This is a genomic window from Variovorax stachyos, assembly GCF_051400855.1.
GTDB lineage: Bacteria > Pseudomonadota > Gammaproteobacteria > Burkholderiales > Burkholderiaceae_C > Variovorax.
Genome location: NZ_JBLFFN010000015.1, coordinates 18170 through 44314, shown reverse-complemented (window position 1 = coordinate 44314; position 26145 = coordinate 18170). Strand labels below are relative to the sequence as shown.

The window sequence follows — 26145 nt, the reverse complement described above, 5'->3', positions numbered from 1 at the left end:
ATCCAGCGAGGATGGCCCGCCTTTTTGCTTTCCACCCCCGCGTCCATGTCAACAGTCTCCACCCATGGCCTTCGCGTCCGCCGCGGTCCCCACGCGGTCCGTGCGGCGGTGGAACTGCTGTCGTCGATGCGCTTCGCGATCGCGCTGCTGACGGTCATCTGCATCGCATCCATCATCGGCACGGTGCTCAAGCAGCACGAGCCGATCAACAACTACGTCAACCAGTTCGGGCCCTTCTGGGCCGAGGTGTTCCGTGCGGCGCGGCTCGATTCGATCTACAGCGCCTGGTGGTTCCTGCTGATCCTGGCTTTCCTGGTGGTCAGCACCTCGCTGTGCATCGCCCGCAACACGCCGCGCATCTTCACCGACCTGAAGAACTTCAAGGAGAGCATCCGCGTCCAGAGCCTGCGTGCCTTCGGCCAGCGTGCCGAGACCGCGCTCGACGAAACGCCGGACGTCGCGGCCAACCGCATCGGCCAGCTGCTCGCGGGCGGCGGCTGGAAAGTCAAGCTGCAGCACCGCGACGGCGACGGCTGGATGGTGGCGGCGCGGGCGGGCGGCGCCCACAAGCTCGGCTACATCGCGGCGCACAGCGCCATCGTGCTGGTGTGCCTGGGCGGGCTGCTCGACGGCAACCTGGTGGTGCGCGCCCAGACCTGGTTCAACGGCAAGAGCGTCTACACCGGCGGCGGGCTGATCGCCGATGTGGCGCCGCAGCATCGGCTGTCGCCGAACAACCCCACCTTCCGCGGCAACATCCTCGTGCCCGAAGGGGGTCAGGCCAGCGTTGCCATCCTGAACCAGGCCGATGGCGTGCTGCTGCAGGACCTGCCCTTCTCCATCGAGCTCAAGAAATTCATCGTCGACTACTACTCGACCGGCATGCCCAAGCTGTTCGCGAGCGAGGTGGTGCTGCACGATCGCGCGACCGGCGAGCAGGTGCCCGCGCGGATCGAGGTGAACCATCCCGCCAGCTACAAGGGCATCGAGATCTACCAGTCGAGCTTCGACGACGGCGGTTCCACCGTGAAGCTCAAGGCGGTGCCGATGGCGGCTGCGGCCAAGCCCTTCGAGGTCGAGGGCATCATCGGCAACAGCTCGGAGATCACCAACGGCAGCGAGCGGCTGACGCTGGAGTACACGGCGTTGCGCGTGATCAATGTCGAGAACTTCGGCGACGCCGGCGCCATGCAGAGCGGTGCCGACGTGCGCAAGGTCGACCTGCGCAACGACATCGAGTCGCGCCTGGGCGCGGCCAACAAGACCAACAAGCCCAAGGTGCTGCGCAACATCGGCCCCAGCATCGGTTACAAGCTGCGTGATGCCGCCGGCCAGGCGCGCGAGTACCAGAACTACATGGTGCCGGTCGACACCGGCGACGGCCAACCGGTGTTCCTGCTCGGCATGCGCGAGCGGCCGGAGGAGCCTTTCCGCTACCTGCGGGTGCCGGCCGACGAGCAGGGCTCGATCGACAGCTTCGTGCGCATGCGCGCAGCCCTGGCCGACGCGGACACCCGCACGCGCGCGATCGAGCGCTACATCGCGCGCGCCGCCGACCCGAAGCGACCCGAGCTGGCCGCGCAACTGCGCATCTCGGCCGGCCGCGCGCTCGCGCTGTTCGCCGGCGCCGAACGCGCGAAGGCCGACGCGGTGAGCGGCGGCGGGTGGCAGGCAATCGCCGAATTCATGGAGGCGAACGTGCCCGAGGCCGAGCGCGAGCGCGCCGGCGCCGTGCTGGTGCGCATCCTCAACGACGCGCTCTTCGAGGTGCTGAACCTGAGCCGCGAGAAGGCGGGCCTGGCGCCGCTGCCCGCCGACGAGAAATCCCAGGCCTTCCTGACGCAGGCGGTGCTGGCCATCAGCGACGCCTACTTCTATCCCGCGCCCGTGGCGATGATGATGACCGACTTCAAGCAGGTGCAGGCGAGCGTGTTCCAGGTCGCCCGCGCCCCTGGCAAGAACGTCGTCTACCTGGGCTGCCTGTTGCTGATCGTGGGCATTTTTGCCATGCTGTACGTTCGCGAGCGCAGGCTCTGGGTGTGGCTCGCGAAAGACGCGGGTGCCGGCGGCACGGCGGCCACGATGGCCTATTCCGTGAATCGCAAGACCATCGACAGCGACCGCGAGTTCGAGCGCCTGAAGAACAGGCTGCTCGCCATCGGGAAGGACGGCGCTCCATGAGCCGGGCTGCTCCCAGGGCGAATACCGTAGCGCACAGCGCGGAGGCTTAAGCAATGACCACCACCACTCTCACACTGAACGACGGCTTCCTGTCGCGCCGCAACGCTTTCGACTGGGTGTTCGCCGCCCTGGTCCTGGCCGGCGGACTCTTCGCCTTTGCGCAGTACGCGAGCGCGATGGACATCTACGAAAAGGTGATCCTGCTGGCCGCCATGCCCTTCGCCGTCTGGCTTGGCTGGTTCTGGCGGCCGTTGCAGGTCCTGGCCATCGTGGTGGCCGCGGCGGCGCTGCTGGGCATCGTTTCCTACCAGGGCGACCTGGGGCGCGCCGACACCGTGTTCTGGCTCAAGTACTTCCTGTCCAGCCAATCGGCCATCCTGTGGATGAGCGTCCTCTTCTTCATGAGTACGCTGTTCTACTGGATCGGCTTCTTCGGCGGCCGGCAGGCCGACACCATGGACCTGATCGCCTCACGCCTGGCCTGGGCAGCGGTCACGATGGCGTTGATCGGCACGATGGTGCGCTGGTACGAAAGCCATCAGCTGGGCCCGGACATCGGCCATATCCCGGTCAGCAATCTCTACGAAGTCTTCGTGCTGTTCTGCTGGCTGACGGCAGCGTTCTACCTGTACTTCGAGTCGCGCTACGGGACCCGGGCGCTGGGCGCCTTCGTGATGCTGGTGGTGAGTGCGGCGGTCGGTTTCCTGCTCTGGTACACGCTGGTGCGCGAGGCCCACGAGATCCAACCCCTGGTGCCTGCCCTTCAAAGCTGGTGGATGAAGCTGCACGTGCCGGCCAACTTCATCGGCTACGGGACCTTCGCGCTGGCGGCGATGGTGGCCTTCGCCTACCTCATCAAGGAGCAGGCGCAGGAGACGCGCTGGTACAAGCTCACGCCGATGTGGCTCCTGGGTGTGGCGCTGTGCTTCGTCCCGGTGGCATTCCGCCAGCGTGCGCAGGAGGCGGGGGGCAGCTACTGGTTCGTCTACGCGGCGATTTCGGCGCTGATCGCAGCGGGCATCCTGCTGGGCCGCAAGCGCATCGCGGCACGGCTGCCGGCCAACGAGGTGCTGGACGACGTGATGTACAAGTCGATCACCGTCGGCTTCGCCTTCTTCACCATCGCCACCGTGCTCGGCGCGCTCTGGGCCGCCGACGCCTGGGGCGGCTATTGGAGTTGGGACCCGAAGGAAACCTGGGCGCTGATCGTCTGGCTCAACTATGCGGCGTGGCTGCACATGCGGCTCGTCAAGGGATTGCGGGGCACCGTGGCGGCCTGGTGGGCGCTGGGCGGACTGGCCGTGACCACCTTCGCTTTCCTGGGTGTCAACATGTTCCTGAGCGGCCTGCACAGCTACGGGACCTTGTAGCAGGCGCTGCCCGCAGGGCAGCGGGCACGTTGAAACCCGCGGAACGTCCGGCGCGTAACCGAATCAGCATTGGGAACGAATAGATCCCAGTACAGCAAAACAGGCGAAAGGCGACCCATGTTGATTCGATCCAAGGACCAGGGCTTCATCCATCCGCATCCGAGCGAAATCACGCCGCGCGCGATCTATGAGGGGCGCCGCGATCTGCTGAAGTTGCTGGCCACCGGCGCGGCCATGGCCTCCTGGGCCGGCCGTGAAGCACTGGCCCAGGCCAGCGCCCCAGGCAAGCTGCCCCCGCTGAAGGGTGAGAAGTCGGCAGTCCCTGGTGCCCAGACCATGGAAAAGCTCACCGACTACAAGGACGCCACCAGCTACAACAACTACTACGAGTTCGGCACCGACAAGGGCGATCCGGTGAAGAACGCCGGCACGCTGAAGACGCGGCCCTGGACCGTCGAGGTCGAAGGCTTGGTCAAGAAGCCGGGCAAGTACGCCATCGAGGACTTGCTGAAGCTCAGTGCGCAGGAAGAGCGCATCTACCGGCTGCGCTGCGTCGAAGGCTGGTCGATGGTGATCCCGTGGGTCGGCTACTCGCTGGCCGAGCTCATCAAGCGGGTCGAGCCGCAGGGCAATGCCAAGTACGTCGAGTTCATTACGCTGGCCGATCCCAAGACCATGCCCTTCGTCGGCTCGCGCGTCCTTGATTGGCCCTACACCGAAGGCCTGCGCATGGACGAGGCGATGCATCCGCTGACGCTCCTCACCTTCGGCATGTACGGCGAAGTGCTGCCCAACCAGAACGGCGCGCCCGTGCGCATCGTGGTGCCGTGGAAGTATGGCTTCAAGAGCGCCAAGTCGATCGTCAAGATCCGCTTCGTCGAGAAGGAGCCGGGCACGGCCTGGAACAAGGCGGCGGCGCAGGAGTACGGCTTCTATTCGAACGTCAATCCCAACGTCGACCACCCGCGCTGGAGCCAGGCGACCGAGCGCCGCATCGGCGACGGCAGCGGTCTCTTCGCCAAGCGCCACAAGACGCTGATCTTCAATGGGTACGAGGCGCAGGTGGGCCAGCTCTACGCCGGCATGGACCTCAAGAAGTTCTATTGACCTGGCCGGCCATGAACAAGCTGCTCCTGCATCCGGCGGCCAAGCCCCTGGTGTTCGTGCTGTGCTTGCTGCCTTTCGCCTGGCTGGCCTACGGTGCGTTCACCGATGGGCTGGGCGCCAATCCGGCTGAGTACCTGATCCGCTCGACCGGCGACTGGACGCTGCGCTTCATCTGCATCGTCCTGGCTGTGACCCCGCTGCGCGTGATGACCAGGACCAATGCACTGGCCCGCTTTCGCCGCATGCTGGGATTGTTCGCGTACTTCTACGTGGTGGTCCACCTGCTGAGCTACAGCCTGTTCGACATGGGCTTCGACATCCCGGAGATCGCCAAGGACATCGCCAAGCGGCCCTTCATCCTGGTGGGCTTCAGCGCCTTCGTGCTGCTCACGCCGCTCGCAGCCACCTCCTTCAACCGCGCGATCAAGGCGATGGGCGCGAAGCGCTGGCAGACGCTGCACAGGCTGGTCTATGTGATCGCTGGCCTCGGCCTGCTGCACTTCTTCTGGATGCGGGCCGGGAAGAACGACTTCGCCGAAGTCTTCGTCTATGCCGCCATCGTCGCGGTGCTGCTCGGATGGCGCGTCTGGAACTTTGCCAAGAGCAGGAAGGTGCCGCAGCCTGCACCCGCCGGGCGCGTGCAGTTGAGCAAATGAAGGCGAGGGCGCTCAGCCCTCGAACTGCTCGCTGCGCAACTGGTCCTCGATGCTTTCACGGCGGCGGATCAGCGTGGCGCGATCGCCGCTGACCAGCAGCTCGGCCGCGCGGCCGCGGGTGTTGTAGTTGCTCGCCATCGCCATCGAATAGGCGCCAGCAGACAGCACCGCCAGCAGGTCGCCCGCCTGCACATCGAGCGCGCGGTCGCGGCCGAGCCAGTCGCCGCTCTCGCAGACCGGGCCGACAACGTCGTAGCTGACGGTCTCACCCTGGCGTGGCGTCAGCGGGACGATCCGGTGGTAGGCCTGGTACATCGCAGGCCGCGGCAGATCGTTCATCGCCGCATCGACGATGCAGAAATTCTTGGCCTCGCCGGGCTTGGTATAGAGCACTTCCGTCACGCAGACGCCGGCATTGCCGACCAGCGAGCGCCCCGGCTCGACGATCAGCCTGCGCTTTCCGAAGCCGCGCGCATCGAGGCGCCCGAGCAGCTGACGCCACAGCGCATCGGCTGCGGGCGGCGTGTCGCCGTTGTAGTCGATGCCCAGCCCGCCGCCGAAGTCGAGGTGGTGCAGTGCGATGCCGGCCTTCTCGATGGCCTCGACCAGGTCGAGCACCCGCTCCAGCGCCTCGAGGTAGGGCGCGGCCTCGGTGATCTGGGAGCCGATATGGCAATCGATGCCGACCACCCGCAGGCCCTTCAGCGAGGCGGCGTGCCGGTAGATGGCGAGCGCGCGATCGTGCGCGATGCCGAACTTGTTGCCCTTGAGACCGGTCGAGATGTAGGGATGCGTCTTCGGATCGACGTTGGGATTGATGCGCACGCTGATCGCGGCGCGCCTTCCTTCCTCGAGCGCGACCGCGTTGAGCACGTCGATCTCGGCTTCGCTCTCCACGTTGAAGCAGGCGATGCCCGCAGCCAGCGCTTGCCGCATCTCCTGCTTCGTCTTGCCGACGCCCGAGAAGATCACCTTGGCCGGATCTGCGCCCGCCGCCAGCACCCGCGCGAGCTCGCCGCCGGACACGATGTCGAAGCCGCAGCCCGCCTCGGCAAAGATGCGCAGCACGCCCAGCGCGGAGTTGGCCTTGATGGCGTAGCAGACCAGCGCGTCCCGTCCTTCGAAGCCGCGCTGGTACGCGGCCAGTGCGTCGAGCATCCATTGCTTCGAGTAGATGAAAAGCGGCGTGCCGTGCTCGCGTGCCAGTTCGGGCAGCGCCGCTGCCTCGACGTGCAGCGTGCCGTTCTTGTACGCGATGTAGGGATGGCCAGGGAGGCGTTCGGCGCTCGTCACTTCGTTCCTTCGCGGGGCGCGGGTGCGCTGCTGGCAGCTGCGGGAGCGGGCGCAGCACCCGTTCCGGGGCTCGCTGCACGATCCGCGCTGCCCGAACCCGGTAGGAGCAGCCCTGGCAGGGTGGCGCGATTCGCCGCAGCGGGCTCGGTGGGCAGGTAGAGCGCACCTTTCTGGCCGCAGCCGGCGAGCGCGACCCCGACAATCGCGAGGCCAATCGCGCTCACTAGAATTTGACGAACATTCAGCATGACGAAATTGTAATGACCGACCCCGAGTACATGGACCGCGCCGAGGCCGTGCTGGCCGCCGTCGAACGCGGCTGCGACCGCATCAACGACACGACCGATGCCGATATCGACAACCAGCGCGTGGGGGGCATGATCACCATTACCTTCCGCAACGGCAGTCAGCTGATCATCAACCTGCAGAAACCCTTGCAGGAGATCTGGCTTGCGGCGCGCTCGGGCGGCTACCACTATCGGCACGACGGCCGTGCATGGATCGACACGAAGACGAGCGAGGAGTTCTTCGCCCAACTGTCGCGCGAGGCGAGCGCGCAGGCCGGCGTGCCGCTGCAGTTCAGCGCCGGCTGAGGCGATCGACTGAGGTGATCAGTTGCGGAAGAGATCGAGGATTCGGCTGCGCTCTTCCGGCTGCGGCGCCGGACCGATGGGCGCGCCCGAGATCGCCTCGGCTGGCGGCGTCGGGCCCGTGTCGACGCCCAGGGTCGCGACGCCGCGACCCGGTGCATAGTCGTCGTAGTACCACTCGCCGCCCACGTTGACCACGCCGGGCGGAGGCTTGGCGGTCAGCTCGGTCACCGGCACGCCCTTGATGGCGGTCTCCATGAAGCTGATCCAGATCGGCAGGCTCAGCCCGCCGCCGGTCTCGCGGTCGCCCAGCTTGCGCGGCGTGTCGTAGCCCATCCAGGCCACCGCTGCCATCGTCGGCTGGAAGCCGGCGAACCAGGCATCCAGCGAGTCGTTGGTGGTGCCGGTCTTGCCGTAGATGTCGGGCCGCTTCAGCATGGCCTGTGCCTTGGCGGCCGTGCCGGTGCGTGCGACTTCCTGCAGCAGGCTGTCCATGATGAAGGCGTTGCGCTGCGGGATGGCGCGCATGGTCTCGTTGAGCAGCGGCGGCTGGGTTTCCACCAGCACCTTGTCCTTGTGATCGGTGATGCGCGTCACGAGATAGGGATTCACGCGATAGCCGCCGTTGGCAAATACCGCATACGCCGTTGCCATCTGCATCGGCGTGACCACGCCGGCACCGAGGGCCATCGGCAGGTAGGCCGGGTGCTTCTCGCGCTCGAAGCCGAAGTTGCCGATCCAATCCTGTGCGTAGCGCGTGCCGATCGACTGCAGCACGCGGATCGAAACCATGTTCTTCGACTTGGCCAGCGCGCGGCGCAGGGACATCGGGCCCTCGAAATTGCCGTCGTAGTTCTTGGGTTCCCAAGGCTGGCCGCCGGTGGTACCGGCGTCGAAGAAGAGCGGCGCGTCGTTGACGACGGTTCCGGGCGTGAACCCTTTCTCCAGAGCCGCCGAGTAGATGAAGGGCTTGAAGCTGGAGCCCGGCTGACGCCAGGCCTGCGTCACGTGGTTGAACTTGTTCTTGTCGAAATCGAAGCCGCCGATCATGGCCTTGACGGCGCCGTCGCGCGGGTCGAGCGCAATGAAGGCGCCCTCGACCTCGGGCAACTGGGTGATCTCCCAGGTGTTCTTCGGCGTCTTGACGACGCGGATCACGGCGCCCCGGCGAATCTTGATGTTGGGCGGTGCCTTGTCCGACAGTCCTGACTGCGCCGGCCGCAACCCTTCGCCGGTGATCTGCACCGCATCGCCGTTGGCACGCACGGCATTGATTTCCTTGGCATTGGCCTTGAGCACGACAGCCGACATGACGTCGCCGTTGTCGGGATGCTCGGCCAGCGCATCGTCCACGGCTTCGTCCAGTTCCTTGGGATCGTTGGGCAGATCGACGAACTTCTCGGGGCCGCGGTAGATCTGCCGGCGCTCGTAGTCCATGATGCCCTTGCGCAGCGCCTTGTAGGCTGCGGCCTGGTCGGCAGCCACCAACGTGGTGTAGACCTTGAGGCCGCGCGTGTAGGTGCTGTCGCCGTATTGCGCGTACATCAATTGCCGCACGGTCTCGGCCACGTATTCGGCATGCAGGCGGGTGGGGTCGGCCCCGTCGCGCAGGTGCAGCTCTTCCTTTTTGGCCTCGGCCGCTTGTTCGGCGGTGATGAAGCCGGCTTCCTGCATCCGGTCGATCACGTAGAGCTGGCGCCCGCGCGCGCGCGTGGGGTTGTTCACCGGGTTGTTCGCGCCCGGCGCCTTCGGCAGGCCGGCGAGCATGGCGGCCTGGGCAATGGTGATGTCCCTGAGCGGCTTGCCGAAGTAGGCTTCCGAGGCGGCCGCGAAGCCGTAGGCGCGGTTGCCCAGGTAGATCTGGTTCAGGTAGATCTCGAAGATCTGGTCCTTGCTGAGCAGGTGCTCGAGCTTGAAGGTCAGCAGCACTTCGTAGATCTTGCGGGTCAGCGTCTTCTCGGAGCTCAGGTAGACGTTGCGCGCGACCTGCATGGTGATGGTGGAGGCGCCCTGGCTCTTCACCCGATTCATGTTGGCGATTCCTGCGCGCACGAGGCCCTTGTAGTCGACCCCGCCGTGGTCGTAGAAGCGGGCGTCCTCGGCGGCCAGCACCGCGTCCTTCATCACCTTGGGGATTGTTGCGATGGGCGTCAGATTACGACGTTCCTCGCCGAACTCGCCGATGAGGATGCCTTCGGAGGAAAACACCCGCAGCGGCAGCTTGGGCCGGTAATCCGCCAGATCGGAAATGTCCGGCAGGTTCGGGTAGGCCACGGCCAGGGCCACGGCGACCACGCAGACCAAGGACACCACGCCAGCCGCTGCGATGCCCAGTCCCCACACCACGAAGCGCAGAAACCAGGTGAGCCAGACAGGCCGCGGAGCAGGAGTGGGCGTCTTGGCAGGCCCGTTGGGGCGTATTTTTTCGGGCATGAAGCGAGGTTGAAGTCAGCGCCAATTATAAAAGCGAGGCCCTCGAACGGCCCCTTGGAGGCACATAAAACCCAAGTACTCGCATTTGTGACGTAAGTTGTGAATCGAGACTGTTACGTTCCCTTTTGACAACGCTTGATGCGACAGTTGAGGCGAAGGCGCTTGGATGGCTGTACACCTCCTGCTAGCATGCACCCACACGCAAATATTTCCAATCGTTACAAACACAACGGGATATAACTTGGCTGCCTTGGGATCGCTGTTCAGCCGTCAACCCGCGCCCTTGCTCGGGTTGGACGTCAGCTCATCCAGTGTCAAGCTGGTTGAGCTCGGCCGCGACGCCAGCGGCAAGTTGATTCTGGAACGTTGCGCGATAGAACCGCTGGAGCGAGGCTGGATCACCGATGGCAACGTCGAGAAGTTCGACGAAGTGGCCGAGGCGGTCCGGCGCGCCGTCCGCAAGAGCGGCAGCCGTACCAAGAATGCCGCCCTCGCCCTGCCGCCGTCGGCCGTCATCACGAAGAAGATCGTCCTGCCCGGCGGCATGAGCGAGCAGGAGCTCGAGATCCAGGTCGAATCCGAGGCCAACCAGTACATCCCCTTCTCCCTGGACGAGGTGAGCCTGGACTTCTGCGTCATCGGGCAGAGTGCCAATTCGACCGGGGATGTCGAAGTCCTGATTGCGGCTTCGCGCAAGGAGAAGGTCCAGGACCGACAGGGGCTGGCCGAAGCGGCAGGTCTCAAGGCGGTGATTCTCGATGTCGAATCCTATGCGTCGCGACTGGCGACCGCGCGGTTGATCGAGCAATTGCCCGGCCAGGGCCGCGACGCCGTGGTGGCCCTGTTCGAGGTGGGCGCGTTCACGACCAGCATGCAAGTGCTTCGCAACCAGGAAGTGCTCTACGACCGCGACCAGGCCTTCGGCGGCGCCCAGCTGACGCAGCTGATCGTGCGGCAGTACGGCTTTTCCGCGGAAGAGGCGGAGACCAAGAAACGAAGCGGCGACCTGCCCGACGACTACGGCTCGGGCGTGCTCAAGCCCTTCGTGGCGAGCATTGCCCAGGAGATCGCGCGCGCGCTGCAGTTCTTCTTTACCAGCACGCCGCACAACCGCGTCGACTATGTGCTGCTGGCGGGCGGGTCGGCGGCGTTGCCGGGCCTCACCAGTGCCGTGACGCGGCAGACCTCCTTTGCCTGCTCGCTGGTCAATCCCTTCGACGGCATGGAGATCGGAAGCGGCATCCGCGAGAAGAAGGTGCGGCGCGAAGCGCCTTCGTACCTGACCTCATGCGGGCTTGCCATGCGGAGGTTCCTGCAGTGATCCTGATCAACCTGCTCCCGCACCGGGAGGCTGCGCGCAAGCGCCGGCGGGAAACCTTCTATGCCACTCTGGGTACCTCGGCAGTGGCAGGCTTCCTGATCGCGGGTGGCGCCTATCTCTGGTACCAGGCCCAGATCTCCAGCCAGCAGGGCAAGAACAGCTTCCTCCAGGCCGAGATCAAGAAGCTCGAAGCCGAGATCAAGGAAATCTCCACCCTCCAGGCTGAAATTGCCGCCTTGCGCGCTCGCCAGCAGGCCGTCGAGGATCTTCAGGGCGACCGCAACATGCCGGTGCACCTGCTCAACGAGCTCGTGCGGCAGCTGCCCGACGGCGTCTACCTGACGAGCATGAAACAGGACAACCAGACCGTCACCCTCCTGGGTCAGGCGCAGTCCAACGAGCGGGTTTCGGAACTGTTGCGCAACCTCGGCAACAACAGCCCGTGGCTGGTCAAGCCGGAGTTGGTGGAAATCACGTCCGGCAATGTCAATCTGAGCCCCCGCGACCAGCGGCGCGTGGCGAACTTCACGATGCGCATCGGGCTCAAGCGGCCCACGGATGCGCAGAAGGCCGCCCCCGGGGCCGGCGGTGCCGCAGCGTCGGCCGCAGGAAAGGGCTGAGGGGCATCATGGCAACCCAACGCGCATCCTCCAACATCGACTTTGCCGGCAGTCTGCAGCGCTTCGGCGACCAGTTCCGCGGGCTGAATCCGAACGACCCCTCCGTCTGGCCTCCGGTGCCGCGCTACGCGCTGTGCGTGCTGGTCACTGTCCTGGTCCTGGTGGCCCTATGGTTCGTCTGGCTCACCAATTCGAACGACGAGCTCGAGGCCGAGCGAGCCAAGGAAGTCGCGCTCAGGGCCGACTACCAGAAGAAGGTGGGTCAGGCTGCCAATCTCGAATTGCTGAAAAAGCAGCGCGAGCAGGTACAGCAGTACGTGACGCTGCTCGAGAAGCAGCTCCCGAGCAAGGCCGAGATGGATGCCTTGCTCTCCGACATCAACCAGGCCGGTCTCGGCCGCAGCCTGCAATTCGAGCTGTTCCGCCCGGGCCAGGTGGTTGTGAAGGACTACTACGCCGAGCTGCCGATCGCCGTGCGCGTGACGGGCCGCTATCACGATATGGGTGCCTTTGCGGCCGACATTGCCAATCTCTCGCGCATTGTGACCTTGAACAACTTGGCCGTCGTTCCCGCGAAAGACGGGATGTTGACGATGGACGCCACGGCGAGGACCTTCCGTTACCTGGACGATGAAGAGCAGGCCGCGCAGAAGCGCGCCGCGGCGGGAGCGAAGAAGAAATGAGCAGGCTTGCTATTGCGGTGTGCCTCGGCGTTGCGGCCGTCGGCCTGAGCGGCTGCATGGGCTCGGACCAGGAAGAGCTCCAGCAATGGATGGCCGAACAACGGGCGAATGTGCGCCCCACGGTGCCGCCCATCACGGAGCCCAAGAAATTCACGCCCCAGGCCTATACCGAGGGCACTGCGTTCGAGCCCTTCAACATGCAGAAGCTCACGCAGGCCTTGCGCCGCGATTCGGCCCAGCCGAGCACCTCGGGTCTTATCGCGCCGGAGCTGGCGCGTCGCAAGGAAGCGCTCGAGGCTTTCCCGCTCGACTCGATGGCAATGGTAGGCAGCATGAACCGCAATGGTCAGCCGGTGGCCCTGGTCACCGTCGACAAGCTGCTCTACCAGGTTCGGGTCGGAAACTATCTGGGACTCAACTACGGGCGCATCACCCGTATCAGCGAAACCGAACTCGCCTTGCGTGAAATCGTGCAGGACGCCGCCGGTGAATGGATCGAACGCGTGGCGACGCTGCAGTTGCAAGAGAGGTCGAAATGAAACCCAAGAAATCAAAGTTCGCGCAGTGGCTGCGCGTGGTCGGCGTCAGCCTGCTCACGCTCGGCGCGGCGGCGGCGGCGCATGCCCAGAACGCCATCGAGTCGGTCACCAGTTCGATGCAGTCGGGTGCCGAAGTCATCCGCGTCGATCTGACGCAACCGCTGGCCGCCGTGCCGACGGGCTTCGCGATCCAGGCGCCGGCGCGCATCGCTCTCGACTTCCCGGGCGTGACCAACGCCATCGGCCGCTCGACCATCGACGTCAATCAGGGCAATCTGCGTTCCGTCAACGTGGTCCAGGCCGGTGAGCGTACTCGTCTGGTGCTGAACCTCAAGCAGGCCACCGCGTACAAGGCCGAGATCCAGGGCAAGTCGCTCCTGGTTTCACTGGAGCCCGTCCCGGGTGCCGCGCTCGTCTCTTCGACGCCCCAGGCTTTCGCCGAGAACCGCAACCGCGACACGCTGCCGCTGCGCGACGTCGATTTCCGCCTGGGTTCGGACAACACGGGCCGCGTGGTCGTCGATCTGGCCAACAACCAGGTGGGCGTCGACATCCGCCAGCAAGGCCGCAACCTGGTGGTGGAATTCACCAAATCGACGCTCCCCGAGGGGCTGCGCCGCCGCCTCGACGTGTCGGACTTCGGCACGCCGGTGCAGACCGTCACCACCCAGCAGGCCGGCGACCGGGTGCGCATGACCATCGAGCCCAAGGGCGACTGGGAGCACAGCGCCTACCAGAGCGAGAACCAGTTCGTGGTCGAGGTGCGGCCGCGCAAGGTGGACCCGACCAAGCTGACCCAGGGCGTGGGCTACACCGGCGAGAAGCTGTCGCTGAACTTCCAGAACATCGAGATCCGCTCGCTGCTCCAGGTGATCGCCGACTTCACCAACTTCAACATCGTGACCTCGGACTCGGTGACCGGCGCGCTGACCCTTCGCCTGAAGGACGTGCCCTGGGACCAAGCCCTGGACATCATCATGCAGGCGAAGAACCTGGGCATGCGCAAGAACGGCAGCGTGCTGTGGATCGCGCCCAAGGACGAAATCAACGCCAAGGAAAAGCTCGAGTTCGAGGCCCAGGCCGCGATCCAGAACCTGGAGCCCCTGCGCACCCAGTCCTTCCAGCTGAACTACACCAAGGCCATCGCCATCGCCCAGGGCCTGACGGGCACGGGCGCTTCCAGCGGCGGCGGCTCCGGAACCACGACCCGTATCCTGAGCCCGCGCGGCAGCGTGATCGCCGAATCGCGCACCAACCAGCTCTTCGTGTCGGACATTCCTTCGCGCCTGCAGCAGGTTGCCGAGCTCATCCAGAAGCTGGACATTCCGGTGCGCCAGGTGCTGATCGAGGCACGCATCGTCGAGGCCTCCGACACCTTCGGCAAGTCGCTGGGCGTGCGGCTCGGTGGCGGCCTCGCGGGCGGCACCGTGGGCTCCAACAACGGGCGTCCGGTCTTCGGCAACATCGGCGCATTCCCCGTCGTCACTCCGGCTACCGCAACCACGCCGGGCAGCGCGTTGACCACCTTCACCAACTCCAACTTCGTCAATCTGCCCTCTACCGGCGTGGCCGGCAACGGCAATGCGCCCGGCACTTTCGCCATCTCGCTGTTCAATTCCAGCTTCTCGCGCATGCTGAACCTGGAAATCTCCGCCCTCGAAGCCGACGGCAAGGGCAAGGTGGTGTCGAGCCCCCGCGTGGTCACGGCCGACCAGACCAAGGCCCTGATCGAGCAGGGCACGGAACTGCCCTACCAGGTCGCGACCTCCAGCGGCGCCACGTCGATTGCCTTCCGCAAGGCCAACCTCAAGCTCGAGGTCACGCCGCAGATCACGCCCGAGGGCAACATCATCCTGACGCTGGACGTCAACAAGGACACGGTCGGCCAGGCAACGACCGCCGGCTTCGCGATCAACACCAAGCACGTGCAGACCGAGGTGCTGGTCGAGAACGGCGGCACGGTGGTCATCGGTGGTATCTTCGAACTCACCGAAACCAACGATGAATCGCGCGTGCCGGTGCTCGGTGAAGTGCCCTATGTCGGGGCGCTGTTCCGCAAGCGCGAACGCGTTGCCAACAAGACCGAAATGCTCGTCTTTATCACCCCGAAGATGATTACCGACCGGAACGCCGCGCGCTGAGGCGCGTGGGCGTTCGCAGCACCGCGTGGCGGTCGCACTCGTCGGCTTGCCCGGCGCCGGAAAATCCGCGGTAGGCCGGCGTCTCGGGCAGCGCCTCCAGCTGCCCTTCATCGACAGCGATGAGGTCATCGAACGCCGCATCGGCTGTTCCATCCGGGACTACTTCGAACGCGAAGGCGAGCAGAGTTTTCGCGACCTCGAAGAGAGCGTGATCGCCGAGCTCGCGGCCTCGGCCCGGGGCATCGTGTCCACCGGCGGCGGCTCCGTGCTGCGCGAGGCCAACCGGATCCAGCTGCGCTCGCACTTCCATGTGATCTACCTGCGCTCCTCCCCCGAGGACCTGTTCAGGCGCCTGCGGCACGACGTCAAGCGGCCGCTGCTGCAGGTGGCGGACCCGCTGGGTCGGCTGCACGAGCTCTACAGTGCGCGCGACCCGCTCTACCGCGAGGCCGCCCATGATGTGGTCGAGACCGGCCGGCCCTCGGTTGCGATGCTGGTGAACATCATCGTGATGCAGCTGGAGCTCGCCGGCGTCATATCCCCGGGCTCCGGAAGCGATCCGCCCGGCTGAGCCGGGGCAGCGCGCCATGCGCCTAAACTCGGAGCCATGCGAGTGTCCGCCTCCCCCGAATGCGTCGAGATCCAGCTCGGCGAGCGCAGTTATCCGATCCTGATCGGCAGCGAGCTGCTCCGCGAGCCCGGGAGCTTCGACGCCGTGCCTGCAGCGGCCGCGGCGCTGATCGTCACGAACACCACCGTGGCACCGCTCTACGGCGAGTCGCTGCGCAGGGCGTTGGCCGGCCGCTTCCGGGCCGTGCACATGCTGGAGCTGCCCGACGGCGAGACGCACAAGGACTGGCCCACGCTCAACCTGATCTTCGATGCACTGCTGCGCCATGGCTGCGATCGCAAGACGGTGCTTTTCGCGCTCGGCGGCGGGGTCGTGGGAGACATGACCGGGTTCGCCGCTGCCAGCTACATGCGAGGCGTGCCCTTCGTGCAGGTGCCGACCACCTTGCTCGCACAGGTCGACTCGTCGGTGGGCGGCAAGACGGCGATCAACCATCCGCTCGGCAAGAACATGATCGGCGCCTTCTACCAGCCGCGCCTCGTCCTGTGCGATCTCTCCACGCTCGCCACGCTGCCGCGGCGCGAGCTCAGCGCGGGGCTGGCCGAGATCATCAAGTACGGCCCGATCTACGACATGCGCTTTTTCGACTGGATCGAAGCGAACATCGAAGCGCTGGTGGCGCGGGAGCCGGCCGCGCTCGCCCACGCGGTCCGGCGCAGCTGCGAGATCAAGGCCGCGGTCGTGGGGCAGGACGAGCGCGAGACCGGCGTGCGCGCGATCCTGAACTTCGGCCACACCTTCGGTCATGCGATCGAGGCAGGCCTGGGCTACGGCCGCTGGCTGCACGGCGAAGCGGTCGGCTGCGGCATGGTCCTGGCCGCCGAACTGTCGCAGCGGCTCGGCGGCGTCGATGCGGCCTTTGTCCGGCGGCTGTCGGCGCTGATCGACCGGGCGGGGCTGCCCGTGGTCGCTCCCGCGCTCGGGGCCGAGCGCTACCTCGAGCTGATGCGCATCGACAAGAAGTCTGAAGCGGGCGAGATCCGCTTCGTGGTGATCGACAAGCCCGGCTCGGCCGTCGTGCGCAGCGCCCCCGACGCCCTCGTGCGCGAGGTGCTGGCGCAGTGCTGTGCTGCCTGAATCGAACATCGGGGCGACGATGAGCCTGGCACCCCACGCCAGCCATCCGGCGCAGTCCCGCGGCCGGCGCCATGCCGAGGCCGCGGCTCCCACGCGCGACGCCTTCCAGCGCGACCGCGACCGCATCGTGCATTCCACTGCCTTCCGGCGGCTGGTCTACAAGACCCAGGTCTTCCTCAACCACGAGGGCGATCTTTTCCGCACCCGGCTCACCCACTCGCTCGAGGTTGCGCAGCTGGGCCGCTCGATCGCGCGCTCGCTGCGGCTCAACGAGGATCTGGTCGAGGCCATCGCCCTCGCGCACGACCTGGGCCATACCCCCTTCGGTCATGCCGGGCAGGATGCGCTAGATGCCTGCATGGAGGCGCACGGCGGCTTCGAGCACAACCTGCAGAGCCTGCGGGTGGTGGATGCGCTCGAGCATCGCTATCCGCAGTACGACGGACTCAATCTGAGCTTCGAGACGCGGGAAGGCATCCTCAAGCATTGCTCGCGGGCCAATGCCGAGCGCCTGGAGGCCGTGGAGCCCGGCGGGGTGGGGCGGCGCTTCCTCGATCGCACGCAGCCCAGCCTCGAGGCGCAGCTGTGCAACCTCGCCGACGAGATCGCCTACAACGCGCACGACATCGACGATGGCGTGCGTTCCGGGCTCATCGGCCTCGAGCGGCTGGGCGAGGTCGCGCTTTTCAGCCGCTACCTGCGCGAGACGCTGGCGGAGCATCCGCAGCTGCAGGGCCGGCGCGTGCTCTACGAAGCCATCCGGCGGATGCTGAGCGCGCAGGTCTACGACGTGATCGACGCGACGCGCAGTGCACTCGAGGCGGCAGCGCCGGGCGATGCGGATGGCGTGCGCCGTTCCGCGCCGCTGGTGCTCTTCAGCGACGCCATGCGAACGCAGTCCACCGAGCTCAAGCAGTTCCTCTTCCGCAACCTCTACCGGCATCCGCGCGTCGTCCAGACCACGAGCCGGGCGAAGGAGGTCGTGCGCGAGCTGTTCGCGGCCTACATCGACGATGCCCGGCAGATGCCGGCTTCCTACACGCAGCGCGACGACCGCCATCGTGCAGTGGCCGACTACATCGCCGGCATGACCGACCGCTTCGCGATCCGCGAGTACGAACGCCTGACGGGAAGGCAGTGGGACCAATGAGCCGCCCGGCCGTTCCGAAGGCGAAGGTGCTCCAATGAGCCGCACGTTGTCGCACGCCCCCGTTTCCCGCCCGGCGCTGGCCGTGGTGTTTGCCGGCGTGGCTGCGGCCCTGCACCTGGGCAAGCTGCCGCCAGCCGTGCCGGCGTTGCAGGCGACGCTGGGCGTCGATCTGGTCGAAGCAGGCTTCCTGCTGTCGCTGGTGCAGGTTGCGGGCATGTGCCTCGGCATGGTGTTCGGACTGGTGGCAGATGCCATCGGCCTGCGTCGCAGCATGCTGGCGGGCCTGGCCGTGGTGACAGTTGCGAGCGTGCTTGGCGGCTGGGTCGGCCGCACGGTCGACCCCGGCCCCGGCGCCATCCATTGGCTGCTTGCCTTGCGCGCACTCGAAGGCGTCGGCTTCTTGCTGGCCGTGATGCCCGGCCCGGGGCTGATTCGCGCCCTCTCGCCGTCGACCGCGGAGAAGAAGGCGCTTGGCTTTTGGGGCGCCTACATGCCGCTGGGCGTGGCGCTGGCGCTCCTGCTCGGCCCGGCCTTGATCGCCTGGGGCGGCTGGCCGGGTTGGTGGTGGGTGCTCTCGGCGGTTTCGGCTGCCGCGGCGCTGTGGGTCCTGCTCGCAGTGCCGGCGGACCGGCGGTCAGCCACGGCGCCTGCGGCCTCTTCGGCGTCGCGCTGGACCGCGCCCCTCCTCGACACGTTCCGCGCCAGCGGCCCTCGGACGCTGGCCCTGGCCTTCGGCGTTTACTCCGCGCAATGGATGGCCGTCATCGGCTTCCTTCCCGCGATCTATGCCGACGCCGGCGTGCCGGCCGCCTGGAACGCGGCGCTGACTGCGCTAGCCGCCGCGATGAACATCGTCGGCAACATCAGCGGCGGCCGCTTCCTGCAGCACGGCGTCGCGCCGGGGCGCCTGCTGCGCTGGGGCTTCGTCGTCATGGCGCTCGGCGGCGTGGCGGCCTTCGCGCAGATCGGCCTGTCCGGCAGCACTGCGAGCCTGCCACCTGCATTGCGCTATGTCGCCGTCTGCCTGTTCTCGCTGGCCGGCGGGATGATCCCGGCAACCCTCTTCATGCTTTCCACCCGGCTCGCGCCCAGCCCGTCGACGATTTCGACGACCGTGGGGATGATGCAGCAGGCCTCTTCGCTCGGCCAGTTCATCGCGCCGCCCGTGGTCGCCTGGATCGCCCATCGGGTCGGCGGCTGGCAATGGACCTGGGGCGTGACCCTGGCGTGCTCGCTTGCCGGCCTGGCGCTGGCGGCGCGCGTCGCGCCGGCGAGATCCCGCAGGGGGACTGCAGGATGAGCGGCAATTCCATCATCACCGCGGCGCAAGCCCAGGCGGACACGCAGCGCTGGCTCGAGCGCGCGGTGATCGGGCTCAACCTCTGCCCCTTCGCCAAGGCGGTGCATGCGCGCGGCCAGATCCACTATGCGCTGTACCTGCACGAGGACGATGGCGGCTTGGTCGACGCACTGCTGGACGAAGCGCGCGCGCTGGCTGCCTGCAGTGCTTCCGACCGCGACACCACCCTCCTGATCGCACCGAACACCTTGGCCGATTTCCTCGACTTCAACGATTTGACGGCGCGCGCCGAGCGTCGCCTGGCGCGCGCCGGGTTCGAGGGCCAGCTCCAGCTGGCGAGCTTCCATCCCCGCTTCCAGTTCGCCGGCGCGGAGCCCGAAGACATCACCAACGCGACCAATCGCGCGCCGTACCCGACGCTGCACCTGCTGCGCGAGGACAGCGTGAGCCGTGCCGTCGAGGCCTTTCCCGATGCGCAGGCCATCTTCCGGCGCAACATGCAGATCCTGGAGCAGCTCGGCGCCCAGGGCTGGGCAGCCCTGGATGTCGGCCCCGGCGGAGCCCCGCGATGAACGGCAAGGCCATTGCCAAAGCCTCGAAGGCGCAATCCGAGCTGCAGGAGATCCTGCGCCCTGGCCAGTCGGTCGAACTGCTGAAGGAGCTGCACATCCTCACGCGCGAGGGGCGGCTCAACCAGGACTCGCGCCGCAAGCTCAAGCAGGTCTCCCACCTGTTCCAGTTCATCGAGAAGTTACTCATCGAGCTGCCGGAGGAGGGCGCGCACGCCAGTTTGGCCGACCATGGCGCCGGCAAGTCCTATCTCGGCTTCATCCTGTACGACCTGTTCTTCGGTCCGCGCGGCGGCGGGCAGGTGTATGGCATCGAGACGCGTGCCGACCTGGTCGACAAGTCGCGCGCCCTGGCCAAGCGGCTGGGCTTCGAGCGCATGGCCTTCCTCAACATCAGCGCCGCCGATTCGGCCGACGCGGCCGAGCTCCCGGCGCAGATCGACGTGGTGACCGCGCTGCATGCCTGCGACACCGCCACCGACGACGCCATCGCCTTCGGGCTGGCCAAGCAGGCGCGCTTCATGGTGCTCGTGCCCTGCTGCCAAGCCGAGGTCGCCGCCTGCCTGCGTCAGACCAAGGCGCTGTCGCTCTCGCGCACGCCCCTGGCCGAGCTCTGGCGTCATCCCCTGCACACGCGCGAAATCGGCAGCCAGCTCACCAACGTCCTGCGGTGCCTCTACCTGGAGGCCAACGGCTACCAGGTCACGGTGACTGAATTGGTGGGTTGGGAGCACAGCCTGAAGAACGAGCTGATCATCGCCCGGCGCACCGGCCAGCGCAAAGCCAGCGCTGCGGCTCGGCTCGAGCAGCTGCTGGCCGAGTTCGGGCTGGAGTCGCTGCTGGAGACGCGCTTCCGCCTCGGGTGATTCCGCCATGGCCCGCCTTCCCCGTCTTACGCTGGCCGAGCAGCCGCACCATGTCATCCAGCGCGGCAACAACCGCCAGGCCATCTTCGTCGACCGCGCAGACCGCCAAATGCTGCTGGGCCTGCTCGGCGAGAACGCGGCGCGCTTCGGCATCGCGCTGCACGCCTACGTGCTGATGGACAACCACTACCACCTGCTGGCCACGCCCGCGAGCGCCGACGGGCTGCCGCTATGGATGCAGGCCATCGGCCGGCGCTACGTGCGCTACTACAACGACCGGCACGGGCGCACCGGCACCCTGTGGGAGGGGCGCTACAAGTCCACGCTGATCCAGACCGAACGGTACCTGCTGACCTGCATGGCCTACATTGACCTGAACCCGGTGCGCGCCGGCCTCGTGGCCGAGGCCCGCGACTACCCGTGGTCCAGCCATGCGCACTACGCCGGGCTGCGGCACGACAGGCTGGTGACGCCGCATCCGCTCTACTGGTCGCTGGGCAACACGCCATTTGCCCGGGAGGCCGCCTACGCCGATCTTGTGCGCGGCGGCGTTGCGGCGGCCGACCAAGCCGTGCTGACCGAAGCCACCCTCCATGGGTGGGCCGCGGGGGATCGCGACTTTCTCGAGGCGCTTCAAAGGGATACCTCGCGGCGCGTCCTGAAGTCCCGGCCGGGGCGGCCGCCCGCCTCCCGGGCCTGATTTCCCCCGGAACGGAGGGCCTCGCGCGCTTCGGTTTTGATGTGTCCCCGTTTTTATTCCGAGCTTCAGGGTCGGAATTTAATCGTGTTCTGACCCCTAATAAAGCGCTTGGCATTGTTTGTGCAACGCAATATCCTTCCCTTCCCCGCGAAAAACTGAAGGAGTGCGCCATGACCACGGCTGCCGAGATCGAGTATCTCCAACAAAACGGTCTCTATTCCGCCGCTGACGAGCACGACGCCTGTGGCGTCGGCTTCGTGGCCCACATCAAGGGCGAGAAAAGCCACTCGATCGTCCTGCAGGGCTTGAAGATTCTCGAGAATCTGGACCATCGCGGCGCAGTGGGCGCTGACAAGCTGATGGGCGACGGCGCCGGCATCCTGATCCAGCTGCCGGATGTCCTGTACCGCGACGAGATGGCGAAGCAGGGCGTGACGCTGCCCCCGCCCGGCGAATACGGCGTCGGCATGATCTTCCTGCCCAAGGAGCACGCCTCGCGCGAGGCCTGCGAACAGGAGCTGGAGCGTGCCATCAAGGCGGAAGGCCAGGTGCTGCTGGGCTGGCGCGATGTCCCGGTCAATCGCGAAATGCCCATGTCGCCCGCCGTGCGCAAGAAGGAGCCGCTGCTGCGCCAGGTCTTCATCGGCCGCGGCAACGACGTGATCGTGCAGGACGCCCTGGAGCGCAAGCTCTACGTGATCCGCAAGACCGCCAGCGCCGCCATCCAGCGCCTGAAGCTCAAGCACAGCAAGGAGTACTACGTTCCCAGCATGTCGAGCCGCACGGTGGTCTACAAGGGGCTGTTGCTGGCCGACCAGGTCGGCACCTACTACCTCGACCTGCAGGACAAGCGCTGCATCTCGGCCCTCGGCCTGGTGCACCAGCGCTTCTCGACCAACACCTTCCCCGAGTGGCCGCTGGCCCACCCCTACCGGTACGTCGCCCACAACGGCGAGATCAACACCGTCAAGGGCAACTACAACTGGATGAAGGCGCGCGAAGGCGTGATGTCCTCGCCCGTGCTGGGCGCCGACCTGCAGAAGCTCTACCCGATCAGCTTCGCCGACCAGTCGGACACCGCCACCTTCGACAACTGCCTCGAGCTCCTCACCATGGCCGGCTACCCGATCAGCCAGGCGGTGATGATGATGATCCCGGAGCCCTGGGAGCAGCACGCGACCATGGACCCGCGCCGCCGCGCCTTCTATGAATATCACGCGGCGATGCTGGAGCCGTGGGACGGCCCGGCGTCCATCGTCTTCACCGACGGCCGCCAGATCGGTGCCACGCTCGACCGCAACGGCCTGCGCCCCTCGCGCTACTGCGTGACCGACGACGACCTGGTGATCATGGCTTCCGAATCCGGCGTGCTGCCGGTGCCGGAGCAGAAGATCGTGCGCAAGTGGCGCCTGCAGCCCGGCAAGATGTTCCTGATCGACCTGGAGCAGGGCCGCATGATCGACGACGAGGAGGTCAAGGCCACCCTCGCCAACAGCAAGCCCTACAAGCAGTGGATCGAGAACCTGCGCATCAAGCTCGACAGCGTCGAGGCGCACGGCGTCTCGGCGCCGGTGAGCCAGGTCAGCCTGCTGGATCGCCAGCAGGCCTTCGGCTACACGCAGGAAGACATCAAGTTCCTGATGAGTCCGATGGCCGCCGCCGGCGAGGAAGGCATCGGCTCGATGGGCAACGACAGCCCGCTGGCCGTGCTGTCCAACAAGAACAAGCCGCTCTACAACTACTTCAAGCAGCTGTTCGCGCAGGTCACGAATCCGCCGATCGACCCCATCCGCGAGGCGATCGTGATGTCGCTGGTGTCCTTCATCGGCCCGAAGCCGAACCTGCTGGACATCAACCAGGTGAACCCGCCGATGCGGCTCGAGGTGAGCCAGCCGATCCTCGACTTCGCCGACATGGCGAAGCTGCGCGACATCGGCGCCTACACGCAGGGCAAGTTCAAGAGCTACACGCTCGACATCACCTACCCGCTCGCCTGGGGCGAGGAGGGCGTCGAGGCCAAGCTGGCATCGCTGTGTGCCGAAGCGGTCGACGCCATCAAGGGCGGCCACAACATCCTGATCGTGAGCGACCGTGCGATCAGTGCCACGCAGATCGCCATTCCCGCGCCGCTGGCACTCTCGGCCATCCACCAGTACCTGGTGCGCGAGGGCTTGCGCACCACGGCGGGCCTGGTGGTCGAGACCGGCTCGGCGCGCGAGGTCCATCACTTCGGCGTGCTGGCCGGCTACGGCGCCGAGGCAGTGCACCCGTACCTCGCCATGGAGACGCTCGCTGCGATGCACGAGGACCTGTCGGGCGACCTGAGCGCCGAGAAGGCGATCTACAACTACGTCAAGGCAGTCGGCAAGGGCCTGTCCAAGATCATGTCGAAGATGGGCGTCAGCACCTACATGAGCTACTGCGGCGCCCAGCTCTTCGAGGCCATCGGCCTCAACAGCGACACGGTGGCCAAGTACTTCACCGGCACCGCCAGCCGGGTGGAAGGCATCGGCGTGTTCGAGATCGCGCAGGAGGCCATCCGCATGCACAAGGCGGCCTTCGGCGACGACCCTGTGCTCGCCAGCATGCTGGACGCCGGCGGCGAATACGCATGGCGCGTCCGCGGCGAAGAGCACATGTGGACGCCGGACGCCATCGCCAAGCTGCAGCACAGCACGCGCGCCAACAACTTCAACACCTACAAGGAATACGCGCAGCTCATCAACGACCAGAACCGGCGTCACCTCACCCTGCGTGGCCTGTTCGAATTCAAGATCGACCCGGCCAAGGCCATTCCGGTGGACGAGGTGGAGCCCGCGAGCGAGATCGTCAAGCGCTTTGCCACCGGCGCCATGTCGCTGGGCTCGATCAGCACCGAGGCACACGCGACCCTGGCGGTGGCCATGAATCGCATCGGCGGCAAGAGCAACACCGGCGAGGGTGGCGAAGACCCGGCGCGCTACCGCAACGAGCTCAAGGGCATCCCGATCAAGCAGGGCGACACCCTCAAGAGCGTGATCGGGGAGGCCAACGTCGAGGTCGACCTCTCGCTGGCGGACGGCGATTCGCTGCGCTCGAAGATCAAGCAGGTCGCCTCCGGCCGCTTCGGCGTCACCGCCGAATACCTGGTCTCGGCCGACCAGCTGCAGATCAAGATGGCGCAGGGCGCCAAGCCGGGCGAGGGCGGCCAGCTGCCCGGTGGCAAGGTCTCCAACTACATCGGCCAGCTGCGCTACTCCGTGCCCGGCGTGGGCCTGATCTCGCCGCCGCCGCACCACGACATCTATTCGATCGAAGACCTGGCGCAGCTCATCCACGACCTGAAGAACGTCGCGCCGCATGCGAGCGTGAGCGTCAAGCTGGTCAGCGAGGTCGGCGTCGGCACCATTGCCGCGGGCGTCGCCAAGTGCAAGAGCGACCACGTCGTGATCGCCGGCCATGACGGCGGCACCGGCGCTTCACCTTGGTCCTCGATCAAGCACGCGGGCAGCCCGTGGGAGATCGGTCTGGCCGAGACCCAGCAGACCCTGGTGCTCAACCGCCTGCGCGGCCGCATCCGCGTGCAGGCCGACGGCCAGATGAAGACCGGCCGCGACGTTGCCATCGGCGCGCTGCTGGGCGCCGACGAGTTCGGCTTCGCGACTGCGCCGCTGGTGGTCGAGGGCTGCATCATGATGCGCAAGTGCCACCTCAACACCTGCCCGGTCGGCGTGGCCACGCAGGACCCGGTGCTGCGCAAGAAGTTCTCGGGCAAGCCCGAGCACGTGGTGAACTACTTCTTCTTCGTCGCCGAGGAAGTGCGCCAGATCATGGCGCAGCTGGGCATCCGCAAGTTCGACGACCTGATCGGCCGCGCCGATCTGCTCGACACCAAGAAGGGCATCGAGCACTGGAAGGCGCGCGGCCTGGATTTCAGCCGCCTGTTCGCGCAGCCGAACGTGCCGGCCGACGTGCCGCGCTACCACGTCGAGGCGCAGGACCACGGCCTCGCGAAGAGCCTGGACAACAAGCTCATCGAAAAGTCGCGTCCCGCCATCGAAAAGGGCGAGAAGGTGCAGTTCATCGAGGTGGCGCGCAACGTCAACCGCTCGGTCGGCGCCATGCTCTCGGGCGCGCTGACCAGGGTGCACCCGCAGGGCCTGCCCGACGACTCGATCCGGATCCAGCTCGAGGGCACGGGCGGGCAGTCCTTCGGCGCCTTCCTGGCGCGCGGCATCACGCTGTACCTGATCGGCGACGCCAACGACTACACCGGCAAGGGCCTGTCGGGCGGCCGCGTGGTGGTGCGTCCCAGCCTCGACTTCCGCGGCGAGGCCACGCGCAACACCATCGTCGGCAACACCGCGCTCTACGGCGCGACCACCGGCGAGGCCTTCCTGAGCGGCGTCGCGGGCGAGCGCTTCGCGGTGCGCCTGTCCGGTGCCACCGCGGTGGTCGAAGGCACGGGCGACCACGGCTGCGAGTACATGACCGGCGGCACGGTGGTGGTGCTCGGCAAGACCGGGCGCAACTTCGCGGCCGGCATGAGCGGCGGCGTCGCTTTCGTCTACGACGAGGACGGGCAGTTCGCCTCGCGCTGCAACCTGGCGATGGTCTCGCTCGACAAGGTGCTGACCTCGGCCGAGCAGACGGCGAGCGTGCACCGCAAGATCTGGCACGAAGGCGAGACCGACGAGGCCAAGCTCAAGAAGCTGCTGGAGGACCACCACCGCTGGACCGGCAGCAAGCGCGCGCGCGAGCTGCTCGACACCTGGCCCGTGGCGCGCACGCGCTTCGTCAAGGTGTTCCCGAACGAGTACAAGCGCGCGCTGGCCGAGATCCACGACCGCAAGGTCGAGCTCACGAGCAGCGGCAACAACGCGCACGTGGGGCTCGAGCCGCACGCGCTGACGAAGCCGGCGGTCGCTGCCTGAGCACG

21 protein-coding genes are annotated in these 26145 nt (G+C 66.7%); 18 read left to right on the top strand and 3 right to left on the bottom strand.

Translation table 11 applies throughout. The features are described from left to right. Positions 1-45: 45 nt before the first annotated feature. From ACMGEZ_RS22640 to msrQ, 4 genes are all read left to right on the top strand, one after another. Positions 46-2181, top strand: coding sequence for a cytochrome c biogenesis protein ResB (locus ACMGEZ_RS22640; protein WP_436824524.1), 2136 nt, complete (start codon positions 46-48; stop codon positions 2179-2181). Between the two features lie 53 nt (positions 2182-2234). Further along, the gene (ccsB, locus tag ACMGEZ_RS22635; protein ID WP_436824523.1) at positions 2235-3551 is read left to right on the top strand and encodes a c-type cytochrome biogenesis protein CcsB; all 1317 of its coding nucleotides are present in this window, start codon (positions 2235-2237) and stop codon (positions 3549-3551) included. Between the two features lie 117 nt (positions 3552-3668). Then, entirely contained in the window at positions 3669-4658 is a 990-nt protein-coding gene (msrP, locus tag ACMGEZ_RS22630) for a protein-methionine-sulfoxide reductase catalytic subunit MsrP (protein ID WP_436824522.1), read from the top strand. An 11-nt stretch (positions 4659-4669) separates the two neighbouring features. After that, entirely contained in the window at positions 4670-5314 is a 645-nt protein-coding gene (msrQ, locus tag ACMGEZ_RS22625; protein ID WP_436824521.1) for a protein-methionine-sulfoxide reductase heme-binding subunit MsrQ, read from the top strand. A 12-nt stretch (positions 5315-5326) separates the two neighbouring features. Here the strand turns inward: msrQ and lysA are convergent, their stop codons facing one another. Together lysA and lptM are read right to left on the bottom strand one after the other, a co-directional pair. Beyond that, the gene (gene lysA / locus ACMGEZ_RS22620; RefSeq protein ID WP_436824520.1) at positions 5327-6607 is read right to left on the bottom strand and encodes a diaminopimelate decarboxylase; all 1281 of its coding nucleotides are present in this window, start codon (positions 6605-6607) and stop codon (positions 5327-5329) included. Further along, positions 6604-6855: an LPS translocon maturation chaperone LptM gene (gene lptM, locus ACMGEZ_RS22615; RefSeq protein ID WP_436824519.1), complete on the bottom strand. Its 252-nt coding sequence runs from the start codon at positions 6853-6855 to the stop codon at positions 6604-6606. The genes lysA and lptM overlap by 4 nt, the downstream gene beginning before the upstream one ends. 12 nt (positions 6856-6867) lie before the next feature. On the opposite strand from lptM, the gene cyaY reads away from it, so the two are divergent. Then, positions 6868-7200, top strand: a complete 333-nt coding sequence (gene cyaY / locus ACMGEZ_RS22610; protein ID WP_436824518.1) for an iron donor protein CyaY — start codon at positions 6868-6870, stop codon at positions 7198-7200. Between the two features lie 18 nt (positions 7201-7218). Here the strand turns inward: cyaY and ACMGEZ_RS22605 are convergent, their stop codons facing one another. Then, positions 7219-9630: a penicillin-binding protein 1A gene (locus tag ACMGEZ_RS22605; RefSeq protein ID WP_436824517.1), complete on the bottom strand. Its 2412-nt coding sequence runs from the start codon at positions 9628-9630 to the stop codon at positions 7219-7221. Positions 9631-9871: 241 nt separating this feature from the next. Here ACMGEZ_RS22605 and ACMGEZ_RS22600 point away from each other — a divergent pair, with 241 nt between their 5' ends. From ACMGEZ_RS22600 to ACMGEZ_RS22540, 13 genes are all read left to right on the top strand, one after another. After that, positions 9872-10951 carry a pilus assembly protein PilM gene (locus ACMGEZ_RS22600; protein ID WP_068675727.1) on the top strand — a complete coding sequence of 360 codons (1080 nt, stop codon included), beginning with the start codon at positions 9872-9874 and terminating at the stop codon, positions 10949-10951. Next, positions 10948-11571, top strand: a complete 624-nt coding sequence (locus tag ACMGEZ_RS22595; RefSeq protein WP_436824516.1) for a PilN domain-containing protein — start codon at positions 10948-10950, stop codon at positions 11569-11571. The genes ACMGEZ_RS22600 and ACMGEZ_RS22595 overlap by 4 nt, the downstream gene beginning before the upstream one ends. A gap of 8 nt (positions 11572-11579) precedes the next feature. After that, complete coding sequence (locus ACMGEZ_RS22590) at positions 11580-12254, top strand: type IV pilus inner membrane component PilO (RefSeq protein WP_436824515.1); 675 nt, start codon at positions 11580-11582, stop codon at positions 12252-12254. A 56-nt stretch (positions 12255-12310) separates the two neighbouring features. Next, on the top strand, positions 12311-12793 hold the full coding sequence (locus ACMGEZ_RS22585) for a pilus assembly protein PilP (protein WP_436824514.1): 483 nt from the start codon (positions 12311-12313) through the stop codon (positions 12791-12793). After that, positions 12790-14934 (top strand): type IV pilus secretin PilQ, encoded by a 2145-nt coding sequence (locus ACMGEZ_RS22580; RefSeq protein WP_436824513.1) that lies wholly within the window; start codon positions 12790-12792, stop codon positions 14932-14934. The genes ACMGEZ_RS22585 and ACMGEZ_RS22580 overlap by 4 nt, the downstream gene beginning before the upstream one ends. 25 nt (positions 14935-14959) lie before the next feature. After that, entirely contained in the window at positions 14960-15505 is a 546-nt protein-coding gene (locus tag ACMGEZ_RS22575; RefSeq protein ID WP_436824512.1) for a shikimate kinase, read from the top strand. A 36-nt stretch (positions 15506-15541) separates the two neighbouring features. Beyond that, positions 15542-16642 carry a 3-dehydroquinate synthase gene (aroB, locus tag ACMGEZ_RS22570; protein WP_436824511.1) on the top strand — a complete coding sequence of 367 codons (1101 nt, stop codon included), beginning with the start codon at positions 15542-15544 and terminating at the stop codon, positions 16640-16642. A gap of 19 nt (positions 16643-16661) precedes the next feature. Beyond that, a complete protein-coding gene (locus ACMGEZ_RS22565) occupies positions 16662-17792 on the top strand; it encodes a deoxyguanosinetriphosphate triphosphohydrolase (RefSeq protein WP_436824510.1) in 1131 nt (376 codons plus the stop codon). 34 nt (positions 17793-17826) lie between these two features. Continuing rightward, a complete protein-coding gene (locus ACMGEZ_RS22560; protein ID WP_436824509.1) occupies positions 17827-19092 on the top strand; it encodes an MFS transporter in 1266 nt (421 codons plus the stop codon). Continuing rightward, on the top strand, positions 19089-19664 hold the full coding sequence (locus ACMGEZ_RS22555) for a DUF1415 domain-containing protein (protein ID WP_436824508.1): 576 nt from the start codon (positions 19089-19091) through the stop codon (positions 19662-19664). The genes ACMGEZ_RS22560 and ACMGEZ_RS22555 overlap by 4 nt, the downstream gene beginning before the upstream one ends. Further along, a complete protein-coding gene (locus ACMGEZ_RS22550) occupies positions 19661-20527 on the top strand; it encodes a class I SAM-dependent methyltransferase (protein WP_436824507.1) in 867 nt (288 codons plus the stop codon). The genes ACMGEZ_RS22555 and ACMGEZ_RS22550 overlap by 4 nt, the downstream gene beginning before the upstream one ends. A gap of 7 nt (positions 20528-20534) precedes the next feature. Beyond that, positions 20535-21227 (top strand): transposase, encoded by a 693-nt coding sequence (locus tag ACMGEZ_RS22545; protein ID WP_436824506.1) that lies wholly within the window; start codon positions 20535-20537, stop codon positions 21225-21227. 170 nt (positions 21228-21397) lie between these two features. Beyond that, the gene (locus ACMGEZ_RS22540) at positions 21398-26140 is read left to right on the top strand and encodes a glutamate synthase-related protein (protein ID WP_436824505.1); all 4743 of its coding nucleotides are present in this window, start codon (positions 21398-21400) and stop codon (positions 26138-26140) included. The last annotated feature ends 5 nt before the right edge of the window (positions 26141-26145 follow it).